Origin of the sequence: Streptomyces sp. 2P-4, from assembly GCF_030167965.1 — a bacterium.
Lineage (GTDB): Bacteria > Actinomycetota > Actinomycetes > Streptomycetales > Streptomycetaceae > Streptomyces > Streptomyces globosus_A.
Map to the genome: position 1 here is coordinate 223532 of NZ_CP095011.1, position 26091 is coordinate 249622.

22 protein-coding genes are annotated in these 26091 nt (G+C 74.2%); 9 read left to right on the plus strand and 13 right to left on the minus strand.

What is annotated here, in order from left to right; translation table 11 throughout:
- Positions 1-4: 4 nt before the first annotated feature.
- The 3 genes from MUK52_RS01070 to MUK52_RS01080 all read right to left on the minus strand — a co-directional run bounded on the left by MUK52_RS01070 (position 5) and on the right by MUK52_RS01080 (position 4685).
- Positions 5-1339: an ABC transporter substrate-binding protein gene (locus MUK52_RS01070; protein WP_284574182.1), complete on the minus strand. Its 1335-nt coding sequence runs from the start codon at positions 1337-1339 to the stop codon at positions 5-7.
- A gap of 115 nt (positions 1340-1454) precedes the next feature.
- Positions 1455-3137 (minus strand): glycoside hydrolase family 13 protein, encoded by a 1683-nt coding sequence (locus MUK52_RS01075; RefSeq protein ID WP_114055710.1) that lies wholly within the window; start codon positions 3135-3137, stop codon positions 1455-1457.
- Between the two features lie 273 nt (positions 3138-3410).
- A complete protein-coding gene (locus MUK52_RS01080; protein WP_284574183.1) occupies positions 3411-4685 on the minus strand; it encodes an ABC transporter substrate-binding protein in 1275 nt (424 codons plus the stop codon).
- Between the two features lie 170 nt (positions 4686-4855).
- On the opposite strand from MUK52_RS01080, the gene MUK52_RS01085 reads away from it, so the two are divergent.
- From MUK52_RS01085 to MUK52_RS01110, 6 genes are all read left to right on the plus strand, one after another.
- A complete protein-coding gene (locus MUK52_RS01085) occupies positions 4856-5362 on the plus strand; it encodes a PadR family transcriptional regulator (protein ID WP_114055708.1) in 507 nt (168 codons plus the stop codon).
- Positions 5359-6141: an ABC transporter ATP-binding protein gene (locus tag MUK52_RS01090; protein WP_114055707.1), complete on the plus strand. Its 783-nt coding sequence runs from the start codon at positions 5359-5361 to the stop codon at positions 6139-6141. The genes MUK52_RS01085 and MUK52_RS01090 overlap by 4 nt, the downstream gene beginning before the upstream one ends.
- A 2-nt stretch (positions 6142-6143) precedes the next feature.
- Positions 6144-8498 carry an ABC transporter permease gene (locus tag MUK52_RS01095; protein ID WP_284574185.1) on the plus strand — a complete coding sequence of 785 codons (2355 nt, stop codon included), beginning with the start codon at positions 6144-6146 and terminating at the stop codon, positions 8496-8498.
- A gap of 397 nt (positions 8499-8895) precedes the next feature.
- A complete protein-coding gene (locus MUK52_RS01100; protein WP_284574188.1) occupies positions 8896-9630 on the plus strand; it encodes a CAP domain-containing protein in 735 nt (244 codons plus the stop codon).
- 259 nt (positions 9631-9889) lie between these two features.
- Positions 9890-11059, plus strand: coding sequence for a tryptophan 2,3-dioxygenase family protein (locus MUK52_RS01105; protein ID WP_284574190.1), 1170 nt, complete (start codon positions 9890-9892; stop codon positions 11057-11059).
- A gap of 56 nt (positions 11060-11115) precedes the next feature.
- Entirely contained in the window at positions 11116-11670 is a 555-nt protein-coding gene (locus tag MUK52_RS01110; RefSeq protein ID WP_114055703.1) for a DM13 domain-containing protein, read from the plus strand.
- 22 nt (positions 11671-11692) lie between these two features.
- On the opposite strand, the gene MUK52_RS01115 is transcribed toward MUK52_RS01110, so the two are convergent.
- The 10 genes from MUK52_RS01115 to MUK52_RS01160 form a co-directional block, all read right to left on the minus strand.
- Positions 11693-12979 carry a phytase gene (locus tag MUK52_RS01115; RefSeq protein WP_284574193.1) on the minus strand — a complete coding sequence of 429 codons (1287 nt, stop codon included), beginning with the start codon at positions 12977-12979 and terminating at the stop codon, positions 11693-11695.
- A gap of 137 nt (positions 12980-13116) precedes the next feature.
- The gene (locus MUK52_RS01120) at positions 13117-14112 is read right to left on the minus strand and encodes a GNAT family N-acetyltransferase (RefSeq protein ID WP_284574195.1); all 996 of its coding nucleotides are present in this window, start codon (positions 14110-14112) and stop codon (positions 13117-13119) included.
- A gap of 284 nt (positions 14113-14396) precedes the next feature.
- A complete protein-coding gene (locus MUK52_RS01125) occupies positions 14397-14987 on the minus strand; it encodes a hypothetical protein (protein WP_114055700.1) in 591 nt (196 codons plus the stop codon).
- Positions 14988-15102: 115 nt separating this feature from the next.
- Positions 15103-16554 (minus strand): amino acid permease, encoded by a 1452-nt coding sequence (locus tag MUK52_RS01130; RefSeq protein WP_114055699.1) that lies wholly within the window; start codon positions 16552-16554, stop codon positions 15103-15105.
- 125 nt (positions 16555-16679) lie between these two features.
- Positions 16680-18752 carry a SpoIIE family protein phosphatase gene (locus tag MUK52_RS01135; RefSeq protein ID WP_114055698.1) on the minus strand — a complete coding sequence of 691 codons (2073 nt, stop codon included), beginning with the start codon at positions 18750-18752 and terminating at the stop codon, positions 16680-16682.
- A gap of 135 nt (positions 18753-18887) precedes the next feature.
- Positions 18888-19199, minus strand: a complete 312-nt coding sequence (locus tag MUK52_RS01140; protein WP_114055697.1) for a hypothetical protein — start codon at positions 19197-19199, stop codon at positions 18888-18890.
- Positions 19200-19352: 153 nt separating this feature from the next.
- Complete coding sequence (locus MUK52_RS01145; RefSeq protein ID WP_284574199.1) at positions 19353-20345, minus strand: proline dehydrogenase family protein; 993 nt, start codon at positions 20343-20345, stop codon at positions 19353-19355.
- Positions 20346-20541: 196 nt separating this feature from the next.
- Positions 20542-21645, minus strand: coding sequence for an amidinotransferase (locus MUK52_RS01150; RefSeq protein WP_114055695.1), 1104 nt, complete (start codon positions 21643-21645; stop codon positions 20542-20544).
- Positions 21646-22097: 452 nt separating this feature from the next.
- On the minus strand, positions 22098-22709 hold the full coding sequence (locus MUK52_RS01155) for a TetR/AcrR family transcriptional regulator (RefSeq protein WP_162793205.1): 612 nt from the start codon (positions 22707-22709) through the stop codon (positions 22098-22100).
- Between the two features lie 43 nt (positions 22710-22752).
- Complete coding sequence (locus MUK52_RS01160; protein WP_284574201.1) at positions 22753-23433, minus strand: SAM-dependent methyltransferase; 681 nt, start codon at positions 23431-23433, stop codon at positions 22753-22755.
- Between the two features lie 96 nt (positions 23434-23529).
- On the opposite strand from MUK52_RS01160, the gene MUK52_RS01165 reads away from it, so the two are divergent.
- The 3 genes from MUK52_RS01165 to MUK52_RS01175 all read left to right on the plus strand — a co-directional run bounded on the left by MUK52_RS01165 (position 23530) and on the right by MUK52_RS01175 (position 26012).
- The gene (locus MUK52_RS01165; RefSeq protein ID WP_284574204.1) at positions 23530-24453 is read left to right on the plus strand and encodes an NAD(P)/FAD-dependent oxidoreductase; all 924 of its coding nucleotides are present in this window, start codon (positions 23530-23532) and stop codon (positions 24451-24453) included.
- A 28-nt stretch (positions 24454-24481) separates the two neighbouring features.
- Positions 24482-25126 (plus strand): class I SAM-dependent methyltransferase, encoded by a 645-nt coding sequence (locus MUK52_RS01170; RefSeq protein WP_114055691.1) that lies wholly within the window; start codon positions 24482-24484, stop codon positions 25124-25126.
- Between the two features lie 382 nt (positions 25127-25508).
- Entirely contained in the window at positions 25509-26012 is a 504-nt protein-coding gene (locus MUK52_RS01175; RefSeq protein WP_174250397.1) for an FxLYD domain-containing protein, read from the plus strand.
- Positions 26013-26091: the final 79 nt, after the last annotated feature.

Sequence of the window (26091 nt, forward strand, 5' to 3'; positions counted from 1 at the left end):
TGCCTCAGTTCCCGTACGCCTTGGCGGCTTCGGCCTCCAGCTTGGCGGCCGTGCCCTGCGGGTCCGACGGGTCGCGCAGGAAGTCCTGGAGGATCTTCCACTCGCCGGCGCCCTTGGTGCCGCCGAAGGCGGCCGGCGCCTGGTCGGACATGTCGAAGCGGACGGAGTCGCCGGCCTCGACGAGGGAGCGGGCGGTGCTGCGGGTGGTGTCGTCGGCGTAGGCGGCGGGGTCGACCTTGCCGTTCGGGGAGAGGAAGCCGCCGGCGCCGGCCCAGATCGCGGCCGCTTCGGGGCCGGCGAGGAATTCGAGGAGCTCCATGCCGGCCTTGGGGTTCTTGCCCTGCTTGAGGACGACGGCGGCGTCGCCGCCGCTGACGACGGGGGCCTTGCCGCCGTCGACGGCGGGGAACGGGAAGAACTTGGCGTCCTTGCCGGGCGTCTTGCCGAACTGGTCCTTGGCGACGCCGCCGACGAAGTCGCCCTCGTAGACCATGCCGGCCTTGGGCTGGGGGCCGAAGACGTGCTCGACGGAGGTGGGGAAGTCGGTCTGGAGGGCCGTCTGGGCGCCTCCGGCGACGAGCTGCTTGTCCTTGAACAGCTCGCCGAGGGTGGTCAGGGCGCGTACGACGCTGTCGTCCGTCCACTTGATTTGGTGCTGGGCGAGCTGGTCGTACTTCTCGGGGCCGGCCTGGGAGAGGTAGATGTTCTCGAACCAGTCGGTGAGGGTCCAGCCGTCCTCGCCGGCTATGGCGAAGGCCGGGCGGCCGGAGTCGGCGAGGGTGCGGCCGGTCTTCAGCAGGTCGGCGTAGCTCGTGGGCTCGGTGACGCCGGCCTGGGTGAAGGCGTCGGGGGCGTACCAGACGGTGGACTTGTGCGCGGCCTTGAAGTACAGGCCGTAGTAGGTGCCGTCCACGGTGCCGTAGTTGCGCCAGACGGGGGCGAGGGTGTCGCCGGCGGTCTTCGCGGCCTCCTCGGAGAGGGGCTGGAGCCAGCCCTCCTTGGCGAACTGCTTCAGGACGCCCACCTGCGGCACCATCACGACGTCCGGCGCGTTGCCGCCTTCGATCTTGCTGCCGACGAACGTGGAGACGTTGTCCCCGGAGGGGACGAAGACGGTCTTGGCGCCGGTCTTGGCGGTGAAGGCGTCCAGGACCTTCTTGAAGTTCTTCTGCTCGCTGCCGGTCCAGACGCCGGCGACGGTGACGGTCTGGCCGCTGAGCTCGCCGCCGCTCGCGGGGCCGGTGGTGCCGCCGCCGCAGGCGGTAGCGGTGAGGGCGAGGACGAGGGCGGTCGCGGCGGTGAGCGCGGTGCGCCGGGCGGTCTTGGCGGGTCGTCGCATGACGGGGTCCTTTTCGGTAGGCCGGGCTGAGGACGGCGGAGACGGCGGGAGGACAGCGGGGGGGGGGAGGCGGCGGGGACGGCCGGCGGGGAGAGAAGGCCGTCCCCGCGCCGGTTCAGGGGGCCGGGAACTCCCCCGTCCACCAGGCGGCGGTCGCCGCGGGGAGGACGCCGTCCGGGCAGGGGCCGCTGGCCAGCAGCGGCGCCCCGGGGACGGGGGCGGGGACCGGCTCGCTACCGAAGTTGACGGCGCAGACCAGGCCGTCGCCCCGGACGACGGCGAGGACCTGCGGCGGGGCGTCCAGCCAGCGCAGGGTGCCGTCGCCGAGCTGGGGCAGGCTGCGGCGCAGTTGGAGGCCGTCGCGGTAGAGGTGCCAGAAGGAACGGGTGTCGGCAAGGGCGCGGTCGGTGGCGTGCTCGGCGAACCACTCGGGCTGCGGCAGCCACGGCCGGGCGCCGTCCGCGGCCTGCGTGAAGCCGAACGGCGAGGCGTGCCCGGACCAGGGCAGCGGCACCCGGCAGCCGTCCCGGACGTGCTTGCGGCTGCCGGTGCGGCGGAAGATCGGGTCGGTGAGGACTTCGTCGGGCAGGTCGAGGACCTCGGGGAGGCCGAGCTCCTCGCCCTGGTAGACGTACGCGGCCCCGGGCAGGGCGAGCATCAGCAGGGCGGCGGCGCGGGCGCGGGCGGCCCCGAGCCCGCTGCCCTCGACGCCGGGTTCGCCGGCGTAGCGGGTGACCGTGCGGACCTGGTCGTGGTTGTTGAGGACCCAGGTGACGGTGGATCCGGTGCCGGCGATGTCCCGCATCGCCTCGGAGATCGTCGAGCGGAAGGCGTCCGCGTCCCAGGGGGCGCTGAGCAGGTCGAAGAAGAACGCCTGGTGGAGCTCGTCGGGGCGGACGTACTCGGCGTGCTCGCGGGCGGTCGGCACGGAGACCTCGCCGACGAGGAGCCGCTCGTGGCCGTCGCGGGCGGTGTACTCCTCGCAGACGGCGCGCCAGCGGCGCCACACGCCGTGGACCTCGGGCTGGTTCCAGGCGAGCTGGTTGACGGCGTCGCGGGCCCGCTCGTCGGCCTCCGGGTCGTCGGAGTCGGGCAGCTCGGGGTGCTTGAACAGGCCGGCGGCGACGTCGATGCGGAAGCCGTCGACACCGCGGTCCAGCCAGAACCGCAGGATCTGCTCGAAGTCGTCGCCGACGGCCGGGTCCCGCCAGTTCAGGTCGGGCTGCTCGGGGGTGAACAGGTGCAGGTACCACTCGCCGGGGGTGCCGTCCGGGCCGGTGGTCCGGGACCAGGCGGGGCCGCCGAACATGGCGCGCCAGTTGTTCGGCGGCTCGGCGCCGTCGGGGCCGCGGCCGGGGGCGAAGTGGAAGCGGGAGCGGGCTGCGCTGCCGGGGGCGGCGGCGAGTGCCTCGCGGAACCAGGGGTGCTCGCTGGAGCAGTGGTTCGGCACGATGTCGAGGAGGACGCGCAGGCCGAGGCGGCGGGCGTCCGCCATCAGCCGGTCGAACTCGGCGAGGTCGCCGTAGACGGGGTCGACGCCGCAGTAGTCGGCGACGTCGTAGCCGTGGTCGTGCTGCGGCGAGGGGTAGAAGGGGCTGAGCCAGATGCCGTCGACGCCGAGCTTCCTGAGGTAGGGCAGCCCGGCCCGGACGCCGGCCAGGTCGCCGATGCCGTCCCCGGTGCTGTCGAGGAAGCTGCGGACGTAGACCTGGTAGATCACCGCGTCGCGCCACCAGGCATCGCGGGCGGCGGCTGAGCGGGAGGGGAGGCCGGAGTCGGCCGGAAGGGTGCTGAGCATCTCGCGTCGACCTGTTTCTGCTGAATGCGAGAGCGCCCTGATCAGGTGCGCTGTTATGCATGCATGTTAAGTAGCGACGACCGGAAGGTGTCAACGGTGTGTCCAGAAACCGGCTTGCAGATGGGGGGTTTTGCCCAGGTATGGGCATGAATGTGCCGAGAGGCAAGCGCAGGGCACCTACTTAACATGTAAGTAGGTGCCCTGGAGGAGGTGGGGAAGATGGGGAGTGCCGCCCGCCGGCCGCACCGGCAGCGGCAGCGGCAGCCGCCGCGGTCAGCCCTTGCGGGTGAGCGCCTCGAGCTCGCGCGCCAGCCGCGCGACGGCCTGCTCGGGCGTCTGGCGCAGCGAGAGCAGGTCCTGCGCCACTGCCTGCACAGCGAGGCTCACCTGGTCGTAGCGCGGGCTCTTGGGCCGCGGCACCGCAGACAGCACGCTCTCGCGGAGCACCGGCAGGTACGGGTACGCGCGCACCAGCTCGGGGTCCTCGTACAGGGCGGCCCGCACCGGCGGCAGCGCCCCCTCGGTGAGGACCTTGCGCTGCACCGGTTCGCTGGTGAGGTAGGAGATCAGGTCGGCCGCCGACGCGGGATGCCGCGAGCGGCTGCTGACCGCGAGGTTGGAGCCGCCGAGGACGCTGGCTCCCGGCCCGTCGGGCCCGGGCAGCGGCACGGCGCCGAAGCGGCCCGCGACCTTCGAGTCCGGCGCGCTCGCCTCCGCGTACACGTAGGGCCAGTTCCGCAGGAAGAGCAGCCGGCCGTCCTGGAAGGCCCGCCGGGACTCCTCCTCCTTCCAGCCGAGTGCGGCGCGGGGAATCCAGCCCTCCCGGACGCCGTCGGCCAGGAACCGCAGGCCGGCCCGCGCGGCGGGCGAGTCGACGGCCACCTCCGCGCCGTCGTCGCGCAGGACGGCCCCGCCGGCCGAGTGCACGGCCTCCGTGACGTTGACGGTGAGCCCCTCGTACGGCAGGAACTGGCCCGCGTAGCCGTCGAGCCCGTGCCGCGGGGCGACCTCGGCCGCCTGCCGGGCCAGCTCCGCCCAGGTGCCCGGCGGCTTCTCCCCCTCCCGGTCGAGGATGTCCTTGCGGTAGTAGAGCAGGCCGGCGTTGGTGACGTACGGGACCGCGTACAGCCGGCCCTCGAAGGTGGCCGTGTCGACGACCGGGCGCAGGAAGGACTCCAGCGGGAAGCGGTCACGCGGCAGCGGGGCGACCCACCCGGCGGCGGCGAACTCGGAGGTCCAGGCGACGTCGATGTTGAGCACGTCGAAGCGGCTGCTGCCGGAGCGCAGTTCGCTGGTCATCTGGGCGCGGGTCTCGTCCGCGGACTCGGGCAGCTCGACGAGGGTGACGCGCTCGCCGGGGTGCTGCTCGTTCCACTCGTCGAGGAGCGGGGAGAGGTAGTCGGTCAGGTCGCCGGCCGTCACGAGCGTCAGGGGCCCGCGGGCCGGCGCGTCCGCGCCGGCGTCGCCGCGGGCGCCGAAGCCGGCGTACCCCGCGAGCACCACCGCCGCGACCAGGAAAGCCCTGCCCGCGGCACGCATCCACCGCACAGGTTCCTCCCAGTACACGATCCGGCTGCGTCGCCGACCAGTACGGCCTATATATACCTGTTAGGCATGGGCGATACTAGACGCCCAGGCAGGGCGGGGCGGGCGGCGGTGCCACCGGACCGCTGCAGGGGTCTACGGTCGGCTACGGTGCGGGAAGGAGGGGGGAGCGCGTGCGTCTGCCGCTCCTGGCACTCCTGACCCGCGGCCCCGCCCACGGCTACGAGCTCAAGCAGGACCTTGAGAAGCTGCTGGGCGCCGCGTACCCTCAGCCAAACGTGGGCCAGGTCTACGTCACCCTCGGCCGGCTGGAGAAAAGCGGCCTGATCGAGGGCGAGGACGTCGAGCAGTCGGGCCGGCCCAACAAGCGCACCTACCGGCTGACGGACGCCGGGCGCGAGGCCGTGCTCGCCTGGTTCGAGGAGACCGCCGAGGAGCCCCGGGTACGGGACGAGTTCTTCATGAAGCTCGCCCTCGCGCCGCAGTCGGGGATGGCCGATCCGATCGCGCTGATCAACCGGCAGCGGCGGCAGTACCTCAACACCATGCGGGACCTGTCGAAGCTGGCTGCTTCCGAGGACCGCGACAACAAGATCTCCCAACTGCTGATCGAGGGCGCCATGCTGCACCTCCAGGCCGACCTCGACTGGCTGGAACGCTGCCAGGAGGAGCTGGAATGAGCGACGACGCCGCCGGCGGCGCTCCTGCCGCGCCCGAGCCCGCGCCCATCGTGCGCGCCGAAGGCCTGACCAAGACGCACCGCGGCGAGGGCGCCCCCGTACACGCGGTGCGCGGGGTGGACCTGACCGTCCGGCCCGGCGAGTTCGTCGCGGTCACCGGGCCCTCCGGGGCGGGGAAGTCCACGCTGCTGCACCTGATCGGCGGGCTTCAGCGGCCCGACGGCGGGAGGCTGTGGATCGGCGGGCAGCGCGTCGACACCTTCCGCGAGGCCCGCTGGGCGGTCCTGCGGCGCCGCAGCATCGGCGTCGTCTTCCAGTTCTTCAACCTGGTCTCGAACCTGACCGTCGCCGACAACGTCGAACTGCCCGCCCTGCTGGCGGGCGCCTCCCCGAAGGCGGCGCGGGACTCGCGGGCCGAGCTGCTCGCCGAGCTGGGCCTCGAGGGCCGCGAGCGGGCGATGCCGGGCGAGCTGTCCGGCGGCGAGCAGCAGCGGGTCGCGCTCGCCCGCGCGCTGGTCAACCACCCCGCCCTGCTGCTGGCCGACGAGCCGGCCGGCAGCCTCGACAGCAAGGGCACCCGCGAGGTGCTGCGCCTGCTCTCCCGCTTCCACCAGCGCGGCCAGACGATCGTGATGGTGACGCACGACGCCCGCATGGCCAGCGCCGCCGACCGCGTCATCAGCTTCTTCGACGGGCGCATCGCCGACGACGCGCAGCTCGGAGGCGGGCGCCGCGAGAAGCCGGGCGGCGTCTCCCGCGTCCTGGACCTGAAGGAGTGACCGTGCGGGCCACGCTGCGCTGGGCGCACGCCGACTTCCGCGCACACCGCGGCGAAGCCCTCTTCGTCGTCCTCGCCAGTGCCGGGATCATCGCCTCCCTGCTGCTGGCCGGGGCCCTGTTCGGGTACGCCGCCAACCCCTGGCAGCGGATCTTCAACCAGTCCCAGGGCGCCCACGTGTGGCTGCACACCCGGCCCGCGGCCGGCGCCCCGGCCGGCGCGGAGGCCGCCGACGCGGAGGCGCTGTCCGGACTGGACGGGGTCGCCTCACTGTCGGGGCCGTTCCGGACAGCCGCCGCGACCGCCGAGTCGCGCGGCACGCGGGCCCCGCTGACGCTGCGCGCGGCCGGGGCGGAGCCCCCGCACACCGGCCGGCCGCTCGTCACCGCAGGCGGCTGGCTGCCCGCGGCCGAGGACGGCGGCCCGGCCGCCGGCGCCGTCGTCCTGGAGCGGGCCCTCGCGCGGGCGCTGTGGGCCGAGCCGGGCGACACCGTACGCCTCGCCGGGCCGGACGGCGCCCCGCACGCCCTGCGGGTGGCCGGGATCGCCGAGACCGCCGAGACCCGCTACCGCCCCGGCGGCGCGCCCGGCCTCGGCTGGGTGTCCCCCGCCACGCTCGACGCGGTCGCGGGTGGGCAGGTCGGGCAGAGCGTCGGGCTGCGCCTGGCGGACCCCGCCGACACCGACTTCACCGTGCAGCGAGCGGTGACCGTCCTCGGCGCGGACCGGGTGGCGCAGGTCGCCAAGTGGCAGCAGGCGCGGGCCGAGGCGGGCGGGGACGACCGGCTCCTCGGGCAGGTCTTCGCCGTGTTCGGGGTGGGTGCGCTGGCTGCGGCGGCCCTCGCCGCGTCCGGGGCGATCGCCGCCCGGGTCCGGGGCCAGCTGCGGGACATCGCCGTCCTGAAGGCCGTCGGGTTCACGCCCGGACAGGTGACCCGCGGGTTCCTCGTGCAGCACCTGGCCTTCGCCGTCCTCGGCGTGGCCCTCGGCACGGCCGCGATCGGCCTGCTGGGCGCCCGGATACCGGGCCGGATCGGGGAGGCCGCACAGGTGTGGCCGGACCTGCCGGGCCACACCGCGCTGATGATCGGCATCCCGTGCGGCGCGGTGCTGCTGATCGCCGCCGCCACCGGCCTGTCGGCGTGGCGGGCCGGGCGCGTACCGCCGGTGCCGGTGGCGCGGGCGGCGCTGCCGTCCGCGGCGCCCATGACGGCGCTCGGCCGGCGGGCGCTCGGCCTTCGGGTGCCGCCCGCGCTGGTGCTGGGCTGGCGTGCGGCGTTCCCGCGGCGCGGCAGGACGCTCGCCGCGGTGGCCCGGCTCGCCCTGCCGCTTGCCCTGGTCGCCGTCGCCCTCGTCGCGTGGTCGACGCTGGACCAGTTCCGCAGCCGGCCCGCGCAGGTCGGCCTGGCGGCCGCGCTCACCGTACGGGCCCCGCAGCCCGCAGGGCCGTCAGACGCCGAGGCGGAGCGGATCCTCGCCGCCGTACCCGGCGTCGCATCGGTCCACCCGGGCGCCGAGATGGCGGCGCTCGTGCCGGGGCAGACCGGCACGATCACGCTCCGCGGGCTGGGCACGGCCCGGGAGCCGTTCCCGTCCGCGGTGGTGGAGGGCCGCGCCGCCGCCGGGCCCGACGAGGCCGTGGCCGGACAGGGGCTGCTGGACCTGCTCGGGGTGCGGGTGGGGGACTGGGTGCGGATGACCGTCGCGGGGCGGCCGCAGATCCTCCACGTCGTCGGCCGGACCATCGAGCCGGAGTCCGGCGGCCGGGTGATCACCACGACGATGGACGCGCTGCGCGAACGGGATCCGCAGCTGCGCCCCGACCACCACGCCCTGGTGCTGCGCGAGGGCGCCGACCCGCGGGAGGTCCGGGACGCCGTCGACCGGGCGGCGGCGGGGACGCTGGAGGTCCGGCAGGCCTCCGGCCCCGTGGAGGGCCTGGAGTCCGCCCGCGCGGTGATCGCCGCCCTGGTCGGGGTACTGGCGCTGATCGGGCTGACGGAAGTGCTGACGCTGGTCAGCACGGGCGTCCGGGACCGCGGCCGGGACCTGCTGGCGCTGAAGGCGATCGGGCTGACGCCCCGGCAGATCAGTGCGACGATCGTGGCGGCCGCCGGGCTGACCGCCCTGGCGGCCGCACTGGTGGGAACGGCGGCGGGCGCCTTCGGCGGCGTCCTGCTCGTCGACCTGCAGGCCGCGGCGAGCGGCATCGGCGCCGGCATCGCCCGCCTCCCGCAGCCGCCGGTCCTGGCGGCGGTCGTGGCCGCGGCGGTCCTCGGCGCGGCGGCCGCGGCCGTCCTCCCGGCGACCCGCACGGCCCGCCGGCGCCTGGCGGACTCCCTCAGCGAAACCCTCTGAAACCCGGCAGGGCCCGGATGGTTCCGTGACATACGTCACGGAACCCCGGCGGGCCGCACCGGCTCCCTTGCCGAACCAGGCGCTCGACATATCAACACTTGTCCGGTTTGGCGGCGACATTCCCCTCTCTTACGGAAAAGAAATTCGCGGTGGTCGGCCCCCGCGCCGGGACTGCACTGTTCAGAGCAGTTCCTGGCAGGCCATCAGGCTGACCGGAAAACCGTTTCACAGCGCTATACATGATCGGCCGCGTATTTCAAGCGGCGTTCCGGATCTCCCGCGGAAAGGGCCCGGGGTAACTTGCCAGCGCGTTGCCGGGCTTCTGAGAATGGCGACTCCTCCGGCGCCGGGTTCCATGACCGCCGCCGGAAGCTTCGCGATCACCGAATGAGGTCACATGCAGAAGCACCGGAAGAAGAAGACGCACTACAGGAAAATAGCCGTCGCCGTCGGCGCCGTGGGAATCCTGGGCGTGCCGACCGCGGCCATGGCCTGCTTCGACACGCAGGACGCGCCCCGCCCCCGGGCCGCCGAGCGGCACGAGTCCCGCGCCTGGCAGCACACCGCCGCCGAGGCCGCCCCCACGGCGCCCGAGGCGCCCGCGGCGCCCGTCGTACAGGACGCTCCCGCCCCCGCCGCGCCCGTCGCCCAGGAGCCGGCCCCCGTGCGCGAGGCCCCGGCGCCGCCGGCCGCGCGGCCGGAACCGCAGGCCCCGGCCGCGCCCGAGCCCTCAGCGCCCACCGCCGCGCCCGCCTCGGGCGCCGCCGCCCAGATCCTCGCGCTCGTCAACAAGGAGCGCGCGGCCGTCGGCTGCCCGGCGCTCACCGTGAACGAGCAGCTGACCAAGGCGGCCCAGGCCCACAGCGAGGACATGGCGAGCCACTCCACCATGTCGCACACCGGCTCCGACGGGTCCGACCCGGGTCAGCGCATCACGCGCGCAGGGTACGAGTGGCGCACGTACGGCGAGAACGTCGCCTACGGCTATGGCAGCGCCGAGCAGGTCATGCAGGGCTGGATGAACAGCCCCGGCCACAGGCAGAACATTCTGAACTGCGCGTTCAAGGAAATCGGCGTGGGCCTCGCCCAGCCGAACCACTACTGGACGCAGAACTTCGGCGCATCCCGCTGACGCCTTCCCCACACAGGTCGGCAGCGGTTCCGTTTCCGATTCCGGCGACGGCCCGGCACAGTGCCCCGCGATCCCTCCGGATCAGCGGGGCACACGCCTTTCCCCGCCCGGACGGAGCGCCTTGAGGATGGGCCGGCGGGCCTCGTTGTCAAGCCACGACAATTCGAGGCCTGACCGGTCGGCGTGCCGTGTCGCCTAATCGAGGTCTCCCCACTCCCGCCGAGCGGCGGGGGTCCGACCCAGCGAGGAGACGAGCCCGATGACGACGCACTGCCTTGCCCACCGGTTCAGCGGCGACGGGATCCACCTGGCGCAGCGGGTGACGCAGGAGGTGCGCCGGACCGGGAAGCACTTCCTGCCGCAGCCCCTCCTGGAGCGGCTCAGCGCCTTCCGGGCGTGCCCGTCGACGTCCGGCAGCCCCTTCGTCCGGGCGTTCCTGGACTGCGTCCTCGACAAGCACGACGGGGTGTACTGGAACCGCACCTACCTCGCGCTGCCCGTGCTGGAGCTGGTTCTGGAGGGGGCGGGCGGCGCGCCCGACCCGGAGGGGCTCGCCACGCTCCTCATCGCCGACGCAGCCCGCTTCGAGATCACGGCGGCGGTCGCCGGCGGGGACCGCTCGGACGGGGATCCGCCCGATCCGGCCGTCCTGCGCAAGCGGCTGCGGCACGCGCTGCGGTTCGCCGCCCCGGATCTCGCCGACGCCGCCGGCTCCTCCCGGGCGCAGTGGCGCGGGATCGCCGATGCGCTGCCGCGGCCGCCGGCGACGGAGGCCGGGCGGTGGTTCGACGTGACCGTGCAGCCCGTGTACGTCCTGCACGACGAGTACTTCTTCATCCGCGTGCTCCAGACGCACGAGATGCTCTTCACGGCGATCGCCCGCGAGGTGGGGTCCGCCGTCGGGGCGCTGCGGGACGGGCGGCCCGCCGGGGCCGCGGAGCACGTGGACCGGGCGGCCTGCCTGTTCTCCCGGGCCTCCGCGCTGTTCCGGCTCGTCGCCACGATGCGCCCGGGGCACTTCTCCTCCTTCCGGCGGTTCACGCAGGGCGCCAGCGCCATCCAGTCCGAGCAGTACAAGCGGTTCGAGGTCCTCTGCGGGACGCCGCCCGCCGCACGCCTGGCGTCGGCCGCATTCGCGGACCTCCCCGCCGTGCGGGCCGAGGCCGAGGACGCCGGCCGGGACACCCTCACCCGGGCCTATCTCGACCTGCGCCGCGGCAGCGGCATCGACTCCCGCGAGTGGGGGCTGCTGCACGGTGCGGTCGGCCGGCTGGAGGACCGGCACCAGCGGTGGAAGACGGCCCACCGGAGCATCGCCGCCCGCATGCTCGGCGGCGCGAGCGGTTCGGGTCACACCGACGGCGTCCCCTACCTGGACGGCTGCCTGCGCAACCGGCTCTTCTGGCAGCTCGGCCAGGCGGCCGCCTGATCCCCCGGCGGGTAGCCTGGCGGAACACGCTGCGGCGGATACGGAGAGGACGTCCCATGCCGGCTCTGGGGAGCGGAAAGCGGAAGATCCTGATCGGTCTCGCGGTCGCCGGCGTCGTCGCGGTCGCGTTCGGCATGTACTGGTTCCAGCCCTGGAAGCTGTGGACGGACCGCACCCTGCGCGAGGCCCTGCCGAGCGCCACCGCCGCCCCCTCCCCCACGGCGGGCGGCCGGACCGCGCCGCCCGCCCCGGCCGGCCCGCAGACGGTGGCGTCGGGCGCGTTCGTCAGCCACGAGCACGACACCACCGGGTCGGTGAAGCTCCTCCGGCTGGCCGACGGCTCGTACACACTGCGCCTGGAGGGCCTGGAGACGAGCGACGGCCCGGACCTGTACGTGTGGCTGGCCGACGCGCCGGTCAAGGAGGGCCGGGACGGCTGGCACGTCTTCGACGACGGCGAGCACCTCAGCCTCGGCAGGCTCAAGGCCAACAGGGGCGACCAGAACTACCCCCTGCCGGCCGGGACCGACCCCGCCCGTTACACCAGCGTCAGCATCTGGTGCGACCGCTTCAACGTGTCGTTCGGGGCAGCGGCCCTCGGCAGGGCCTGACCGCCCCGCCGGCGGCGTCCTGTCAGTCGAGGACCTCGCGGACCTCCCCCAGGTCGACGAACTTGAAGCCGGTGGCCTCGCGGTCGCCGTCGCCGGGCGTCTCCTGGCCGTCCTGGACGACCAGCAGTCCGCTGGGGTACCTGGCGCCGAGCGGTGCGTTCAGAGCGGCTGCCCCGTCGCAGGCCTCCGAGCCGTCGAGGGCCGCGGAGGCCGCGGTGATGCGGAAGGAGCCCTCGAACTCGTTGTCGTCCTCGGTTTCCCGGTCGTAGGCGACGAACCGGTTGTCACCCTGGCCGGAAGCCAGCAGGTAGCCGTCGCCGTCGGGCTCGGTGATCAGTGTCAGGCCCTCGACGTCGGCCGCCAGGTGCCTGCCTCCGTAGCCGGGGTCGGCACCGGGCGTGCACTCCTCGGTCTCCTCGTCGTAGGTGCCGGGGACCCCGTACTCGCGGACCTTGTCCATGAGCCGGGCGGGACCGGTGAGGTCGGCCTTGATCCGCCAGATTCCGACGTCCTCCTGCCCCGCGTAGAGCATGCCGTTCGCCGGGTCGACGACCATGCCCTCCACCTGCGGCAGCTCCCCGGGCTCGCCGCACGGCGTCCAGGAGGTGCCGTTCGGCAGCCGGAAGGACGACGGCAGGTCGATGGTGCGCACCTGCCGGTAGTCGACGGTGCCGGCGCGGGTCGGGACCAGTTCGAGCAGGGCGATGCTCGTGCGGTTGCGCCGGCTGGCGAGCGCATAGGACCGCCCGGTGCTCCGGTCGGTCCAGGTGGCCAGGCCGTACGCGGTGGCCTGCTCGTTGATCTCCTCCTGCCCGGTGGAGAACACGGGCTGCACTCCGGGGTCGGTGACGTCCGTGAGGGGGCCGCCGGGCCGGTCGCGGTCGATCCGGTAGATCCTCAGCCGGTCGTTGCCGCGGTCGGTGACGACGGCGACGTCGGCGCGCCCGCCCGCGAGGCGCATCCCGTGGACCAGGTCGACGTTGTTGAAGCGGCCGGGCGCGTCGTCGGCGCCCGGGCCGGCCGGGGCGGGGACCGACTGGATCTGCCGGGCGTCCAGGCCGTAGACGCGCAGCCCGCCCTGCTTCGCGGTGGCGATCACGAGGCTGCGGCCGGGGTCGGCGGCGTTGCGCCAGATCGCCGGGTCGTCTGCGTTGGCGTCGCCGCCCGGCCCGTCGTCGAACAGGGCCGCGGTCTCGGCCTTCGGGTGGACTTCCCGGGTGCTGTGGGCCTCGGCCGGCAGGGACAGTGCCGTGGCCAGGACCGGGCCCAGGACCAGCGCGAAGGCCCGGCCCGCAAGACGTGTCGTCATGTTGCCTCCCGTGTAGGGGGGTTGCATCGTCAGGACGGGAGACACTCTCGCGGCCGGACGGGCGGCGCGCGGGGCGGCCGGGCGACCGGCAGGTGAATTCGCCGTGGTGCGCAGGTGCGGCCCCTCCCCCGGGGCGGTCACAGCGGGCGGCTGAACTCCTGCCGGTTCGCGACGACCCGGTACCCGGCGCGCAGGAACGCCTTCGCCATCGCGGCGTTGCCCGCGTCGCAGTCCCCGCGGATCTCGGTCGCGCCGTGCGCGGCGAGGATGCGGGTGCCGCGTACGACGGCCGCTGCCGCGTACCCCTTGCCGCGGTGGGCGGGCGCGACGCCGACGAAGCCGATCACGGGCACGAGCGGGTTCTCCGCGGGCAGGCTGATCACGGCCGGGGTGCCGTCGGCGGCGTCGTAGCCGATCTCCCACCAGTCGGGATCGTGCGTCAGCTCGGCGGTCTCCTCGAAGAGCAGCTCGGCGGCGCGGCGCGCGCCGTGTTCGCGGACGTCGGCGGCGAGCCGGGCGTCCGCCGTGTCCGTGAGGAGGTCTTCGAGCAGGGCGACGAACGGTTGCCGTCCCAGCTCTGCGAGGGGGCGGAAGACGAGCGCGGGGTCGTCCGGAGGGAGCCGGTCGCCGGTGTGCGGGCCGGTGTGCAGGCTGAAGCGGCAGCCGTCGCGGACCTGCCGGAAGCCCGCCTGCCGCAGCAGGCCGGCCCGGCGCTCCGGGTCGCGCTGGAACTGGGGGGCCTGGGCGGGCGCGTCGAGGACGTGCTCCAGGGCGGTCGCGCCCAGCTCGGCCGCGAGGTCGGCTGCGGCTCCGAGCAGCGCGGCCGCGGTCTCCGGTTCGTCGGCCGGGGCTTCGAACAGGACGACGGCCAGGGGGATGTCGTGGCCGGGGAGGGTCCACAGGACGACGCTGCCCACGGGCCGCCCGTCGCCGCCCTCGGCGACGAGGCACCATGCGGGGTGAGTGCACGCGCTGTCGAGGAGCCGGGCGAGGTAGGCGCGCGTCGCGGCGTTCCGCTCGGGGTCGCCCGGGTGCTCGACGAGCGCGGGCAGTTCTCCGGGGCGGGCCGGGCGGACGGGCCGGGCGGGGCGGCCGGCGGACGGGGCGGTGCGGTGGGCGGGGGTACGGGTCACGGAGTGCCTTGTCGGTACGGCGGCGGGGTCGGTGCTGCCGGGCGACCCTAGCCGCCTGGCGCACCGTCGGCCAGGCCCTCGGGCCGTCCCTGTCACGTCCGTACGGGACCGGCCCGGGGGCGGCGGTTGCCGCACCCCCTGCACTCCGGCGGTCACCACGGCCCGGAGCCGTCACGGCACCGGGTACGCAGGGGGGGCTACGGCTGACGGCAGGCCCGCGGGCCCCGTACCCCCGTGCCGCGCAGGCGGTTTCCGCCGGCGCGGCACGGTCGTGCGCGGCGGGACTACGCGTCGATGTCGACGTGCATGTTGAAGCGCACCCCGGCGATTTTGACGAGGAGGTTCCCCTGGACCTTGCGCCGGGCGAGGGTGGCTCCCACGTTTCCCTTGCCGAGGGCCGCCTTGTCCTGCGGGGCGTGGCTGACGAACCCGGTGAAGACGCCGCCCCCGGCGAGCTGCGACGCGGTCCGCCACTCCTCGCGCAGTTCCTCGTACGCGGTGGGGTCGAGGGGGGATCCGCCCAGGCCGAGGTTGACACGCTCCCCGCCCGCGTAGGCGGCGGCGCACTGCTTGAGGATGACGGGGACGAGGGTGTCCTTGAGGGCGTAGTGCTTGGCCACGGCCGCGAGCAGGCCGTCGGGGTCCGCGTCGAGCGTGGCCTGGCGTGCGTCGCGGGCGCCCGCCTTGAGCAGCCGTTCCTTGTCCTTGTCGATGGTGTTGTGGGCTTCGGCGAAGCCGTACTTCTCGTTGCAGGCGATCCCGATCGTCGTCTGCCAGTCCCCCGGGCCGATCCACTCGGGGTCGAACCCGATCGAGGCGCAGTACTCCTGGAGGTCCTTTTCGGCCTCGGCTTCGCTGCCGGCGTGCTTCGGCATGCATCCCCTCCTCGTGGCGGAGCCACCAAAGTCCCACGCCCGGCCGCTCCTGTCAGGCGGTTCGCACGATGTGTGAAACCCGTTGCGAAGTGGGGTTTTCGGGGTGTTGCGCAGGCTATACGGGCGGGCGCCGGCCGCCCGCTCCCGCCTCCGGCTGCGTCTTGGCGAGGTTCGAGTGCCGGTAGGAGTAGCCGAGGTAGACGACCAGGCCGACGAGGAACCACACCGCGAAGCGGAGCCAGGTCTCCACCCGCAGGTACGTGATCAGCCAGAGGGAGGCGATGACGCCGATGGCGGGCGTGACCGGCATCAGGGGGGTGCGGAACTGGCGCGGCAGGTCGGGGCGCCGGTAGCGGAGCACGATGACGGCGGTGCACACGACGGCGAAGGCGAGCAGGATGCCGATGTTGGTGAGTTCGGCGGCCTCGCCGATCGGCACGAACCCGGCGATGAGCGCGGAGCCCGCGCCGACGATCCAGGTGACGCGCGTCGGTACGTGCCGGGTCGGGTGGGTCTTGGCGAACCAGTGCGGCAGGAGTCCGTCGCGGCTCATGGAGAACCACACGCGTGTCACACCGAGCATGAAGGTGAACATCACGGTGAGGATGCCGATGATGGCACCGACGGCGATGATGTTGGCGACCCCGTCGAGGCCCACGGACTGGAACGCGGTGGAGAAGCCGCTCTCCGGGTCGATCTCGGTGTAGTTCTGCATGCCCGTCAGGACGAGGCAGGCCAGCACGTACAGCACCATGGAGATGGCGAGCGAGTAGATGATCGCCTTGGGCATGTGGCGCTGGGCGTCCTTGGACTCCTCGGCGGCGGTGCTCATGGCGTCGTAGCCGAAGACGGCGAAGAAGACGGTGGCCGCGCCGGTGATGGCTCCGCCGACGCCGTAGGGGAAGAACGGCGTGTAGTTGGCGGTGTCGATGTGGAAGAAGCCGACGACGATGACCAGCAGCACCACCAGCACCTTCAGGACGACGACGACCGTCTCGAAGCGTGCGGCGTTCTTGATGCCGAGGGTGAGCAGGTAGGCGGTGAAGAGGCACAGGACGGCGGCGATGAGGTCGACGCGGTGGCCTTCCCCGGTGCCGGGCGCGCCGAGCATCCAGACGGGCAGGCTCGTGCCCGTCGCCTCCAGGAGGAAGTTGAAGTAGCCGGAGATGCCGATGGCGACGACCGCGACGATCGCTGTGTACTCCAGCAGGAGGTCCCAGCCGATGAACCAGCCGGCGATCTCGCCGAGGACGGCGTACCCGTAGGTGTACGCGGATCCGGCCTTCGGGATCAGCCCGGCGAACTCGGCGTAGGAGAACGCCGCGGCGGCGCTGGCGACGCCGGCGATGAGGAAGGAGATGAGGACGGCCGGTCCCGCGGTGCCGTTGGCGACGGTGCCTGCCAGGGTGAAGATGCCGGCGCCGATGATGCCGCCGACGCCGATGGCCGTGAGCTGCCACAGGCCCAGCGTGCGCGCGAGTTGTTCGCTCGGGGCGCCCTCGGTCTCGTCGATGTGGTCGATCGGCTTGCGGCGCAGCACACCCTGCCCCGTCTGCGGCCTCGCCATGGGCGGTCCTTTCCCTCGGAACCCGACGGGCGCTCATCATGGCGGAGCCGCACCACGGGCGGAACTAGGCGCTCCGGGAAGTGGCCGGCGGTGGGCCGTCCGCGGCGCCCTGCGCCGGCCGCCGGTCAGGGCGGTTGGATGCGGGCGATGAGGAGGGCGATGTCGTCGTCGGCGGAGGCGGGGACGAGGCGGGCCAGCAGGCCGTCGGCGAGTCCGGCGAGGGTGGGGTGCGGCTCCTCGGAGAGCGTGCCGGTGAGTTCGGCCAGCCGCTCGTCGATGTCGCTTCCGCGGGCCTCGATGAGTCCGTCGGTGTAGAGGACGAGGATGCTGCCGGGCTCCAGGGTGAGGTGGGTGGTGGTGTAGCGGGGGTGTCCCACGCCGAGGGGCGGGTCGGGTGGGATGTCGAGGAGCCGTGCGGCGCGGCCGGGGGCGAGGAGGGCGGGCGGCGGGTGCCCGGCGCGGGCCACGCTGCACCGGCCGGTCGCCGGGTCGGTGACGACGTAGCACATGGTGGCGAGCATGGGCTCGGCCAGGTCGTCCAGGGCGGCTTCGAGCTGCCGGAGCAGTTCGGGCGGCGGCAGGTCGAGCCGGGCGAGTGCCCGGACGCTGGCGGAGAGCCGGCCCATCACCGCGGCGGCCGCGGTGCCGTGCCCCATCACGTCGCCGATGAGGAAGGCGGCCCGGCCGCCGGGCAGTCGCAGGACGTCGTACCAGTCGCCGCCGACCTCGTTGACGTCGCTGGCGGGGAGGTAGCGGTGGGCGACCTCGACGCCGGGCGGCGGGGAGATGTGCTGGGGCAGCATGCTGCGCTGGAGGGTGAGCGCGGTGTCGTGCTCGCGGTGGTAGAGGCGGGCGTTGTCGATGCCCACGGCGGCCCGGGCGGCCAGTTCGGAGGCGAGGGTGACGTCGTCCGCGGCGAACGGGCCGCACGGGCCGGTGCGGTAGAAGCCGGCGACGCCGAGCACCGTCTCGCGGGCGACGAGCGGGACCATCATCATCGAGTGCACGCCGAGGGCGAGCAGGCGGGCGGGGCGGCTGGTGTGCCGGCCGGCCGGGGCGATGGCCTCCTCGTCGAGGCGGGGCACGACGAACGGGCGGCGGGCGGAGAGGGCCTGCGTGTAGGGGGCGGCGTAGGGAAAGGTGAGGGTGCGGCCTACCGGGGCGAGGACGCCGATGACCGCGGAGCCGGTCAGGGGCGCCTTGCCGAGGCGGCGCAGGGCGGTGCCGCCGGCGAGGCCGCTGCCGGTGTCGTCGCCGCGGGCGAGGGATTCGAGGACGTCGACGGTGACGGCGTCGGCGAGGCGGCCCACCGCGAGGTCGGCGAGTTCCTGGGCGGTCCGCTCCACCTCCAGGCTGGACCCGATCCGCATGGACGCCTCGCTGAGCAGGGCCAGGCGGCGCCGGCCGGCTTCGGCCTCGACCTGGGCGTGCTGCTTCTCGGTGATGTCGAGGAGGGTGGCCACGATGCCGATCGGGCGGCCGCCGGGGTCCTCGACCCGCACGTACGAGCACGACCACACGCGGTCGCGGTCGGGGCGGGCGGGGGTGCGTCCGGTGCGCCGCAGGTCCAGGATGGGCAGTCCCGTCTCCAGGACCTGCCGCATCGCCTCCTCCATCTCGTGGGCGTTGACCTCCGGGAGCAGCTCGGTGAGCCGCCGCCCGATGTGCGCGGCCTGCGACAGGCCGTTCATCTGTTCCAGGGCCGGGTTGACCTGGAGGAACCGCAGTTCGGTGTCGAGGACGCCGATGCCGACGGGAGAGCGGGTGAAGAGGCCGTCCCACACGGCGGAGGAGCCGCGGATTCGGCGGGCGGCGTGGGCGTCGGCGGCGAAGACGAGCAGGGCGGACGGGCCGTCGTACTGGTCGGGCACGGGGCAGGCCCAGATCTCCAGTTCCAGGGGGTGCCCGTCGGCGTGCCAGGCGGTGACGGTACCCATGACGCCGCGCCGGTTGGTGGCGGCCTCCCACAGGGAGCGGCCGAGGGTGCGGTCGACGCCCGGGTGCAGCAGGTCGGCGATGTGCCGGCCCATGACCTGCTGGGGGCCGTAGCCGAGGAGGTCGGCGGCGGCCCTGTTCCAGCGGACGATGGTGCCGTCGGCGCTGGTGGCGACCTGGGCGATGGGGAGGGCCCCGAGCCAGCCGCCGGCGGCCTGCGCGGCACTGCTGACCAGCCCTTCCATGCCCGCGGGGTCGCTCATCGCCCCGCGCCCCGGCCGTGCCGGCCCCGCGGCGGCTCCGTCGTCTCCACCCCTCCATGGTCGCCCGGCCGGGGCGGGGCCGCTCTCCGTGCCGGACGTCCGGTTTCCACCATCGGGACGGTCCGCGGGTGCGGGTCAGCCGCGGCCGCCGTCCTGCTCCTCGACGTCGCAGTCGGTGTAGACGGGCGGCCTGGTCAGCAGCTGGGCCAGGTGGGAGGCGAACGCGTCGGTCTCGGGGGCGCGGCTGTTGGCCATGGCGGTCTCGTAGGAGTCGAAGCCGACGACGGCCAGGTGGCGGTTGGGGTTGGCGCGGTCCTTCAGCAGCAGGCGGCTGACCGGGCCGGTCTCGCGGCCTTCCGCCCGCGCGCGCTCGTCGTAGTCGTGGAGCAGCCTGCGCACGTCCTCGATGCGCTCGGTCTCGAAGTCGATGATCTGGACGAACTGCATGCCGGGCCTCCCGGAGGGTTCGGTGCCCCGCACGGTGCGGGGCCTGCCGGCACCGAGTGAACACCGGCGGGCCCGCCCGGGGCGGTCGCCCGCGCCCGGCGGGCGGCACGATCCACCGACATGGCCGAGGGGCCGCCGGGCGGGCGGCAGCCGTCAGGAGGCCGCGTCGGCGACGGCGCGGAGGAGGCGCTGAGGGTCCTCGGCGAGGCGGTTGCAGACGTAGAGCCACCATTCGGTGCCGAAGACGACGTACTCGCGGGTGGGGTGCCCGAGCCGGGCCATCTCGGCGAGGCGGTCGGTGCCGAGGCCGAGGAGGGTCTCGAACTCCCAGAAGGCGTCGGGGCGGCCCGGTCCGCCGAGCCGCTCGCCGAGCCGGTGGAGGAGGTCCCGGTCGTGGGTGGCGAAGGAGCACAGGTGCCCGGAGTCGGCGATGGTGTCGGCGGACTCCAGGTAGCGGGCCTGGAGTTCGGGGGACTCGCGGGGCAGGGCGACGGACTCCGGCTCGGCGAAGGCGCCCTTGACGAGGCGGACGCGGCCGGGGCGGGCCAGGACGCGGGGCAGGTCGTCGCGGGTGCGGTGCAGGCGGGCCTGGAGGGTGATGCCGACGTGGTCGTACGTGGCGGTCAGCCGCTCGTGGAGGGCCAGGACGGCGTCGGTGCGGTCGGAGCCCTCCGCCGAGACGACCATCTCGCGGCCGGTGTCGGCGGTGGCCCGGGCGATGCGCGAGGCGTTGGCGAAGGCCAGGTCGGGATCGACGGCGAGGCCGATGTGCGAGAGGTCGAGGGAGATCGAGCAGCCGGGCGGGAGCCGGTCGGCGGCCTCCGTGAACACCTCGGTCTCGGCGGTCGCCCGCCGGGGGTCGCGGCAGCTCTCGCCCATGTACTCGACGTTGGCGCGGTGGCCGGCCGCCAGGACGGCGGCGGCGCGCTCGCAGGCGTCGGCGAGGGTCTCCCCGGCGACGAAGCGGCGGGCCACGCGGCGGGCCAGGGGGCCGAGGAGGGGGTCCGCGGGGATGCGCCACTTCAGGTCCTCGTCGAGGGCGAGGCCGCGCAGGACCGCGGCGGCCGCGGCCGAGGCATCCGAGGCGTCGGAGGGGCGGGACGGTGCGGAGGGGCGGGACGGGGATGCGGGAGCGGTGGTGGTCACGGTGCGCCTTGCGGTCGGGAACGGGCGGCCGGGGTGCGGCCGGCGGCGGGTCGGCCCCCAGCCTTCCAGCCCGCTGCCGTCGCGGAACAGTGGCAGAAGTGACACCTGGCAGCTGATTGCTGCCAGCCGAGGGGCGCAGCCCGCGCCGGGGGCGCCCCTCGACCCGGTCGGCTGACGGCGCGGCGCCGGCGGGGCGTCAGGGGCAGTACGACTCCAGGCCGCCGCGGCGCCGCACGTCGAGCGTCGCGCAATGGAACGAGCCGCCGAAGGGCGCGTAGTGCAGCAGGTCGCAGGGGATCGGCTCGAAGCCCCACCGTTCGAGGGCGCGGAGCATGCCCGTGTGGTGCCGCTCCGCGATCACCCGCTTCTCGTCGACCATCAGGACGTTCATGCTCAGCCACTTGCCGCACAGCGAGGCGGTCCGCAGCAGGCGGTCCCGGATGGGCTCCGGCTCGGGGGCGACCAGCACCTCCCACGAGTCGAGCACGGCGGGCAGCCGGCCGACGTCGACGTACTCGGGGTTGACGAGCACCTTCCCGGGTGCCAGCGGCATGAACGTGGTGTCGATGTGCATCGGGGTGCGGCAGCGGCTCTCGATCTCGTGGATGCGGTACGCGGGCCCGAGGTGGCGGCGCAGCCACTCGATGCCGCTGCGGTTGGTGACGTTGCTGCGGGTGACGAACAGGTCCCGCCCGGCCCGTACGAAGTCCGCGGCGTCGAACACCGGCTCGTACTCGGTGAGGATGTAGCGCATCGGCTCGCCGGGCTTCGGCACCCGGAAACCCGGGTCGAACAGCGCGTCCGCGAGCTCCGGTTTGGGCGCGGCCGTCCAGCGGGCGCCGGCCTGGAAGTACTCCTTGAGCAGCGGGCGGTAGGAGTGCGTCTCGAAGTAGCGGCAGGGCCAGGCCATCGGCGTTTCGATGATCTCGTCGCCGATGACGAGCATGCTGTCGCGCGGGCAGGAGTTGCAGAAGCCGCGGGAGGACCAGTCGGGAGTGCCGAACCGGCGCCCGTAGTCGACGGCTTCGGGGCGCCTGACGGTGATCCCGAGGGACTCCAGCAGGGTGACGAACCCGTCCAGCTCCTGCTGCGCCCGCTCGACCAGCACGCGCGGGTAGCGGAACCCGGCGGCGAGCCCCTGGAGGCGGGCCGCCCAGGGCGGGATGTTGCACGCCACGACGGGGTGCCGGGAGGGGATGCGGACGCCGTCGAGGCGCCCGACGATGATCTCTTCGAGCGGGTCCCACTCGTTGTGCGACCCGACCGGCGAGACGAGCGGTTCCGCTTGCACTGCCGCCATGCTCGACCGCTTTCCGTCGCAGGAATCGACGGCCTTCGCCGTCCCGGGCGTTGTCGGCAGTGTACGGCGGCCCCTGCGGCGCGGCGACGGGAAGGCCTCCGCCCCTGGGGCCCGTACCGGAGCACCCGCAGTGCGCGTACGGACTCGGGGCCGGCGGCCGCGGCGTCCGCCGACCGGGCGGGACGGGGCGCGCGCCGCCGCGCCGGCGCGGGCCGGGGCTGCTGCTGCTTGCCGCCGCCGCACTCGGCGGCCTGCTGCCGCCCGCGCCCCCGAACCGCCGCAGCAGGCGCGCGACGGCCGCCTCCGGCAGCAGCGGGACCGGCCGGCCGCCCAGGACGACGGCCCGCCCGGCGGGACGCCCTGCTGACCCGCGACGGCCGCACGCAGGTGTACACGGCGGGCACCGGCGATCTCGCGAGAGCACGGAGCACGACGGCAGTCACCAAAGGTGGTCAGGGGGCCGATTCGCTCGGCGGGTGAGCGGCGACTACGCGGCGGAAGAGGGCTTGGACGGCTCTGGTGATGTCGGTGTCGGTCTGGGTGTGGTGGCAGGGGCCGGTGTAGGCGTGGGTGAGGAAGTCCGCGGTGAGTTCGGGGTCAGGCACGTCGAACTCACCCGCCGCGCGACCTTCCGTGAGGAGGGTGACGAGCAGGTCGCGGGCCGCGGTGGCGGGTTCCTCGCCGGTGGCGCCGCCGGGTTCGTGGAAGAGCCGGTGGTAGAGCTCGTGGTGGTTCTGTTCGGCGGCGATCCAGGCGGCGACGAGTCCGTCGAGGCGTTCGGTCCAGGTCAGGCCGGGCTGTTCGAGGAGGGCGGCGGGCTGCTGGAGCATGCGGTCCCACATCTCCGCCTGGAGGGCGGCCAGGAGTTCCTGTTTGGAGTCGAAGTAGAGGTAGACCGTGCCTTTGGCGACCCCGGCGCGGGCGGCGACCTTGCTGATGGTCAGGGCCTCGTAGCTGTCGGCCAGGAGCAGGGCGGCCGTCGCGTCCAGGATCTGGCGGCGGCGGACGTCCGGGGGCTGGAAGCGGCCGGTGGGCTGGGCGGGGGCGGACTGGTCCGCGGGCACGGTCCCTCCTTCGTCGTCGGGTGACTGACTGACCGGCGGTCGGTCAGCCGGCGGACTCCAGGGTGTCATGCGGCTTGCGGGCGATGACGATGACCGCGTGGTCCGCGCCGGGGTGCTGGATCCGCGGTACGACCTTCCGTTCGGCGCGCACGATGTCCAGGCCGAGCGCGGCGAAGGCTTCGGTCAGCTCGGCGAGGGTGGCCAGGTCGCCGGGTGCACCCCAGTCGCAGGCTTCCTCGTCCCATTCACCGAGGGCCAGGATCCCGCCGGGGGCGAGTGCGGTGGCCAGGGTGGCGAGGGTCGCAGTGCGGGCGGGGCCGCGGGGCGGCAGCGCGTAGGAACTGAGGGCGAAGCCGTAGGTGGTCTCGGGCTGCCAGACGGCGCTGTCGGCGACGGCGAGTTCAACCCGGTCGTCCAGGCCTCGTGTGCAGGCGCCGGCGCGGGTGGAGGCGATGGCGCGGGGTGCGAGGTCCACACCGGTGACACGCCAGCCGCGTTCGGCGAGCGCGAGGGCGTTGCCGCCGGCGCCGCAGCCCAGGTCCAGGGCCCTTCCCGGGGGAAGGCCTTCGGCGGGGGCCAGGAGCACCGGGTCCGGGGCGGCGGTGTCGCTGCCGTCGCCGGCGTAGAGGTCGTCCCACGCGAAGTCCGGGTACGAGGCGGCCCCGGGCCCATGGGCATGGCCGCCGTCGGGCGTGCCGCAGGCATGGCCGGTGTTGTGGGTCACAGTTCCTCCGGTGGGAATGAGATCGAGCGAATGACCGTTGGTCAGTAGTATGACCGCTGGTCATTCGATTCCGTCAAGTCCCTTCGGAGGCATCCTGTGAACCCCACCGCCCAGTACGACACCGTGATCATCGGCGGCGGGCCCGCCGGCCTGACCGCCGCACTGACCCTGACCCGCTACCGCCACCGCACCCTGGTCATCGAGTCCCCCGCACCGCCCCGCAACGCCGCTTCTCGCGGTGTCCACGGCCTGATCGGCCTGGAAGGCGCCACCCCTGACGAGCTGCGTGCCCGTGCCTGGGAGGAGCTGGGCAGCTACGGACTGGCCCAGCGGCTCGATGCCGCGGTCAGCGAGATCACCCCGTCGGCCGGCGACGGCTTCACCGTGCGCGCGGACGACGGGACCACGGTCTGGGCCCGGAACGTCATCCTGGCCACCGGCGTCATCGATCAGCACCCCGAGGGCGTCGAGGGCTTCGCCGCGTGCTGGGGCCGCACGGTGATCCACTGCCCGTTCTGCATCGGCGAGGAGAACGCCGACCGCACCTGGGCCCTGGTCTCCGACGACCCCCGCTACCTCGGTATGGCCGCCACCGCCTTCCGGGCCTGGACCGGCGACACCATCGCCATCGCCCCGCCCTTGCTCTCCGGCGCCGACGAACTGCGCCGCAGCCTGCGCAAGCAGGGCAGCGACCTCGTCCAGGGCGAGATCGCCCGCCTGCACCACACCGACGGCGACCTGCACACCGTCGAGCTGGCCGACGGAACCCTCCTGGAGCGCCAGACCCTGCTGTGGCCCCAGCCGCAGCGGCAGGTCCCGCTCGTCGAACGCCTGGTCAGGGACCACGGCCTCGCGCTGAGCGAGGGCTACGTCGCCGTGGGCGAAAGCCGCCGGACCAGCATCCCCGGCCTCTACGCCGCCGGCGACCTGACCGGAAGGACGTGGGAACAGGGAACCGTCGCCGCCGTCACCGCCGGATCCGCTGCCGCCGACGCCATCCACTTCGCCCACCTGGCCTGACGGCCCCGACACTCCACCGGAGCCCTCCGTGCCCGAGCAGGACTTCACCGACTACATCGACCGCATCGGCGGCCACACCGGCGACCGCACCACCCTCTACCAGGCCGTCGCCGCCCACACCGGAGCCGGCCGCGTCCTCTACCCCGGCAGCTACCTCGACCTCGCCCCCTCCTACCACTGGCCCGACGTCACCTACCTCGACGCCGACGCCCGCGCCTGCAAGGCCTTCCGGGGCCCCGACGCCACCGCCCTCGCCACCCGGCACAAGCAGTACCGCGAACAACCCCGAATCGCCTTCGTCCCCGGCGACTACACCCGCACCCTGGCGGAACTCCCCGCGGCCGAATGGGATCTGGTGATCTCCCTGTACGCGGGCCCCGTATCCGAGCACGCCACCCGCTGCCTGCGCCCGGGAGGCTGGCTCCTGGCCAACAACAGCCACGCCGACGCCGGCCTCGCCCACCTCGACCCCCGCTGCCGGCTCGCCGCCGTCCTCCACCACCGCTCCGGCCGCTACCGCCTCACCACCGGCGACCTCGACCGCTACCTGCAGCCCAAACGCCCGCCCCACCCCACCCGCGAACAACTCCACGCCGCAGGCAGAGGCGCCTCCTACACCCACCCGGCCACCGCCTACCTCTTCCGCTTCCACCCCCACGTGCGGGAACGGTAGACGCGACCCGGAATCCCGCCGTAAGCCGGCAGGCCGGTACCACTGAACGAGCCCGTATGTGCCGGGAGCCCGGGCGGGTCGCTGCTCTCCCCGCCCGGGCTCCCGGCACGTTCACCTCACCCACTCATACGCACCGTCCTCCCCGCCGGTGTCGCGGTCACCGCCGTCGAGCAGGTCGTTGGCCTCGTCCTCGGTGAGCTCTGGATCGTCTGCCACCGCATCTCCGAGGAGGACTCCGCCTGCGCCCTGCCGGGCGGCCGGTGGGCGGGCGGCGTCCCGCCGGGCGGGTGCTTCATCCGTATGCGCTGCCGGGTCGCGCGGGCGGCGGGCCCGCGGCGGCGTTGACTGGCGGCATGCACGGAGGACTTCGAGGAGGCGGGACATGGTGAGGCGCCGACTGGCGGGGATGGTGTGGGCGGCGGCGGTTGCGGCGGCCGCCCTGGGCGCGGCGGGCTGTTCGAACGGCGGTTCCGCGTCCGACGCGGCTTCCCGGGCCGCGTCGGCGGTCCGGTCGGCCGGCGCCGAGGTCTCGGCGGCCGCGACGCACGCTGCGGACGCGGCGGCTTCGGCGGCCGCGGAGGCCCGGAAGAAGCTGGACGAAGTCAAGGACGGGGTGGACGCGAAGGGCGCCGTCACCCTCGGGAAGCCGTCCACCGCCGGCGACGGGCACACGGAAGTGCCGGTGACGGTGGAGAACACCGACGACGCGGCGAAGTCGTTCGCGGTGCAGGTCGACTTCCGGGACGGGGACGGCAACACGGTCGACACCGTGGTGGTGACCGTGCAGGACGTGGCGGCGAAAGGCCGGAAGGAGGCCACCGCGCGCAGCACGCACGAGCTGTCGGGCAGCGTCACCGCGCAGACGGCAAGGGCGCTGCGGTACTGAGCGCGGCCCCGCCGCACCGCCCCGGGCACCGGCCGCGCGCCGGGGGTCCGGGGCGGTCGGCGTGCGGCCGGTGCCCGGG

Bases quoted from the DNA above. Each gene is read 5' to 3' on its own strand.
- MUK52_RS01090 (WP_114055707.1), top strand. From the start codon at position 5,359: ATGAGCGACGACGCCGCCGGCGGCGCTCCTGCCGCGCCCGAGCCCGCG.
- MUK52_RS01175 (WP_174250397.1), top strand. From the start codon at position 25,509: ATGGTGAGGCGCCGACTGGCGGGGATGGTGTGGGCGGCGGCGGTTGCG.
- MUK52_RS01140 (WP_114055697.1), bottom strand. From the start codon at position 19,199: ATGCAGTTCGTCCAGATCATCGACTTCGAGACCGAGCGCATCGAGGAC.
- MUK52_RS01105 (WP_284574190.1), top strand. From the start codon at position 9,890: ATGACGACGCACTGCCTTGCCCACCGGTTCAGCGGCGACGGGATCCAC.
- MUK52_RS01070 (WP_284574182.1), bottom strand. From the start codon at position 1,339: ATGCGACGACCCGCCAAGACCGCCCGGCGCACCGCGCTCACCGCCGCG.
- MUK52_RS01110 (WP_114055703.1), top strand. From the start codon at position 11,116: ATGCCGGCTCTGGGGAGCGGAAAGCGGAAGATCCTGATCGGTCTCGCG.
- MUK52_RS01135 (WP_114055698.1), bottom strand. From the start codon at position 18,752: ATGAGCGACCCCGCGGGCATGGAAGGGCTGGTCAGCAGTGCCGCGCAG.
- MUK52_RS01125 (WP_114055700.1), bottom strand. From the start codon at position 14,987: ATGCCGAAGCACGCCGGCAGCGAAGCCGAGGCCGAAAAGGACCTCCAG.
- MUK52_RS01150 (WP_114055695.1), bottom strand. From the start codon at position 21,645: ATGGCGGCAGTGCAAGCGGAACCGCTCGTCTCGCCGGTCGGGTCGCAC.
- MUK52_RS01130 (WP_114055699.1), bottom strand. From the start codon at position 16,554: ATGGCGAGGCCGCAGACGGGGCAGGGTGTGCTGCGCCGCAAGCCGATC.
- MUK52_RS01100 (WP_284574188.1), top strand. From the start codon at position 8,896: ATGCAGAAGCACCGGAAGAAGAAGACGCACTACAGGAAAATAGCCGTC.
- MUK52_RS01115 (WP_284574193.1), bottom strand. From the start codon at position 12,979: ATGACGACACGTCTTGCGGGCCGGGCCTTCGCGCTGGTCCTGGGCCCG.
- MUK52_RS01075 (WP_114055710.1), bottom strand. From the start codon at position 3,137: ATGCTCAGCACCCTTCCGGCCGACTCCGGCCTCCCCTCCCGCTCAGCC.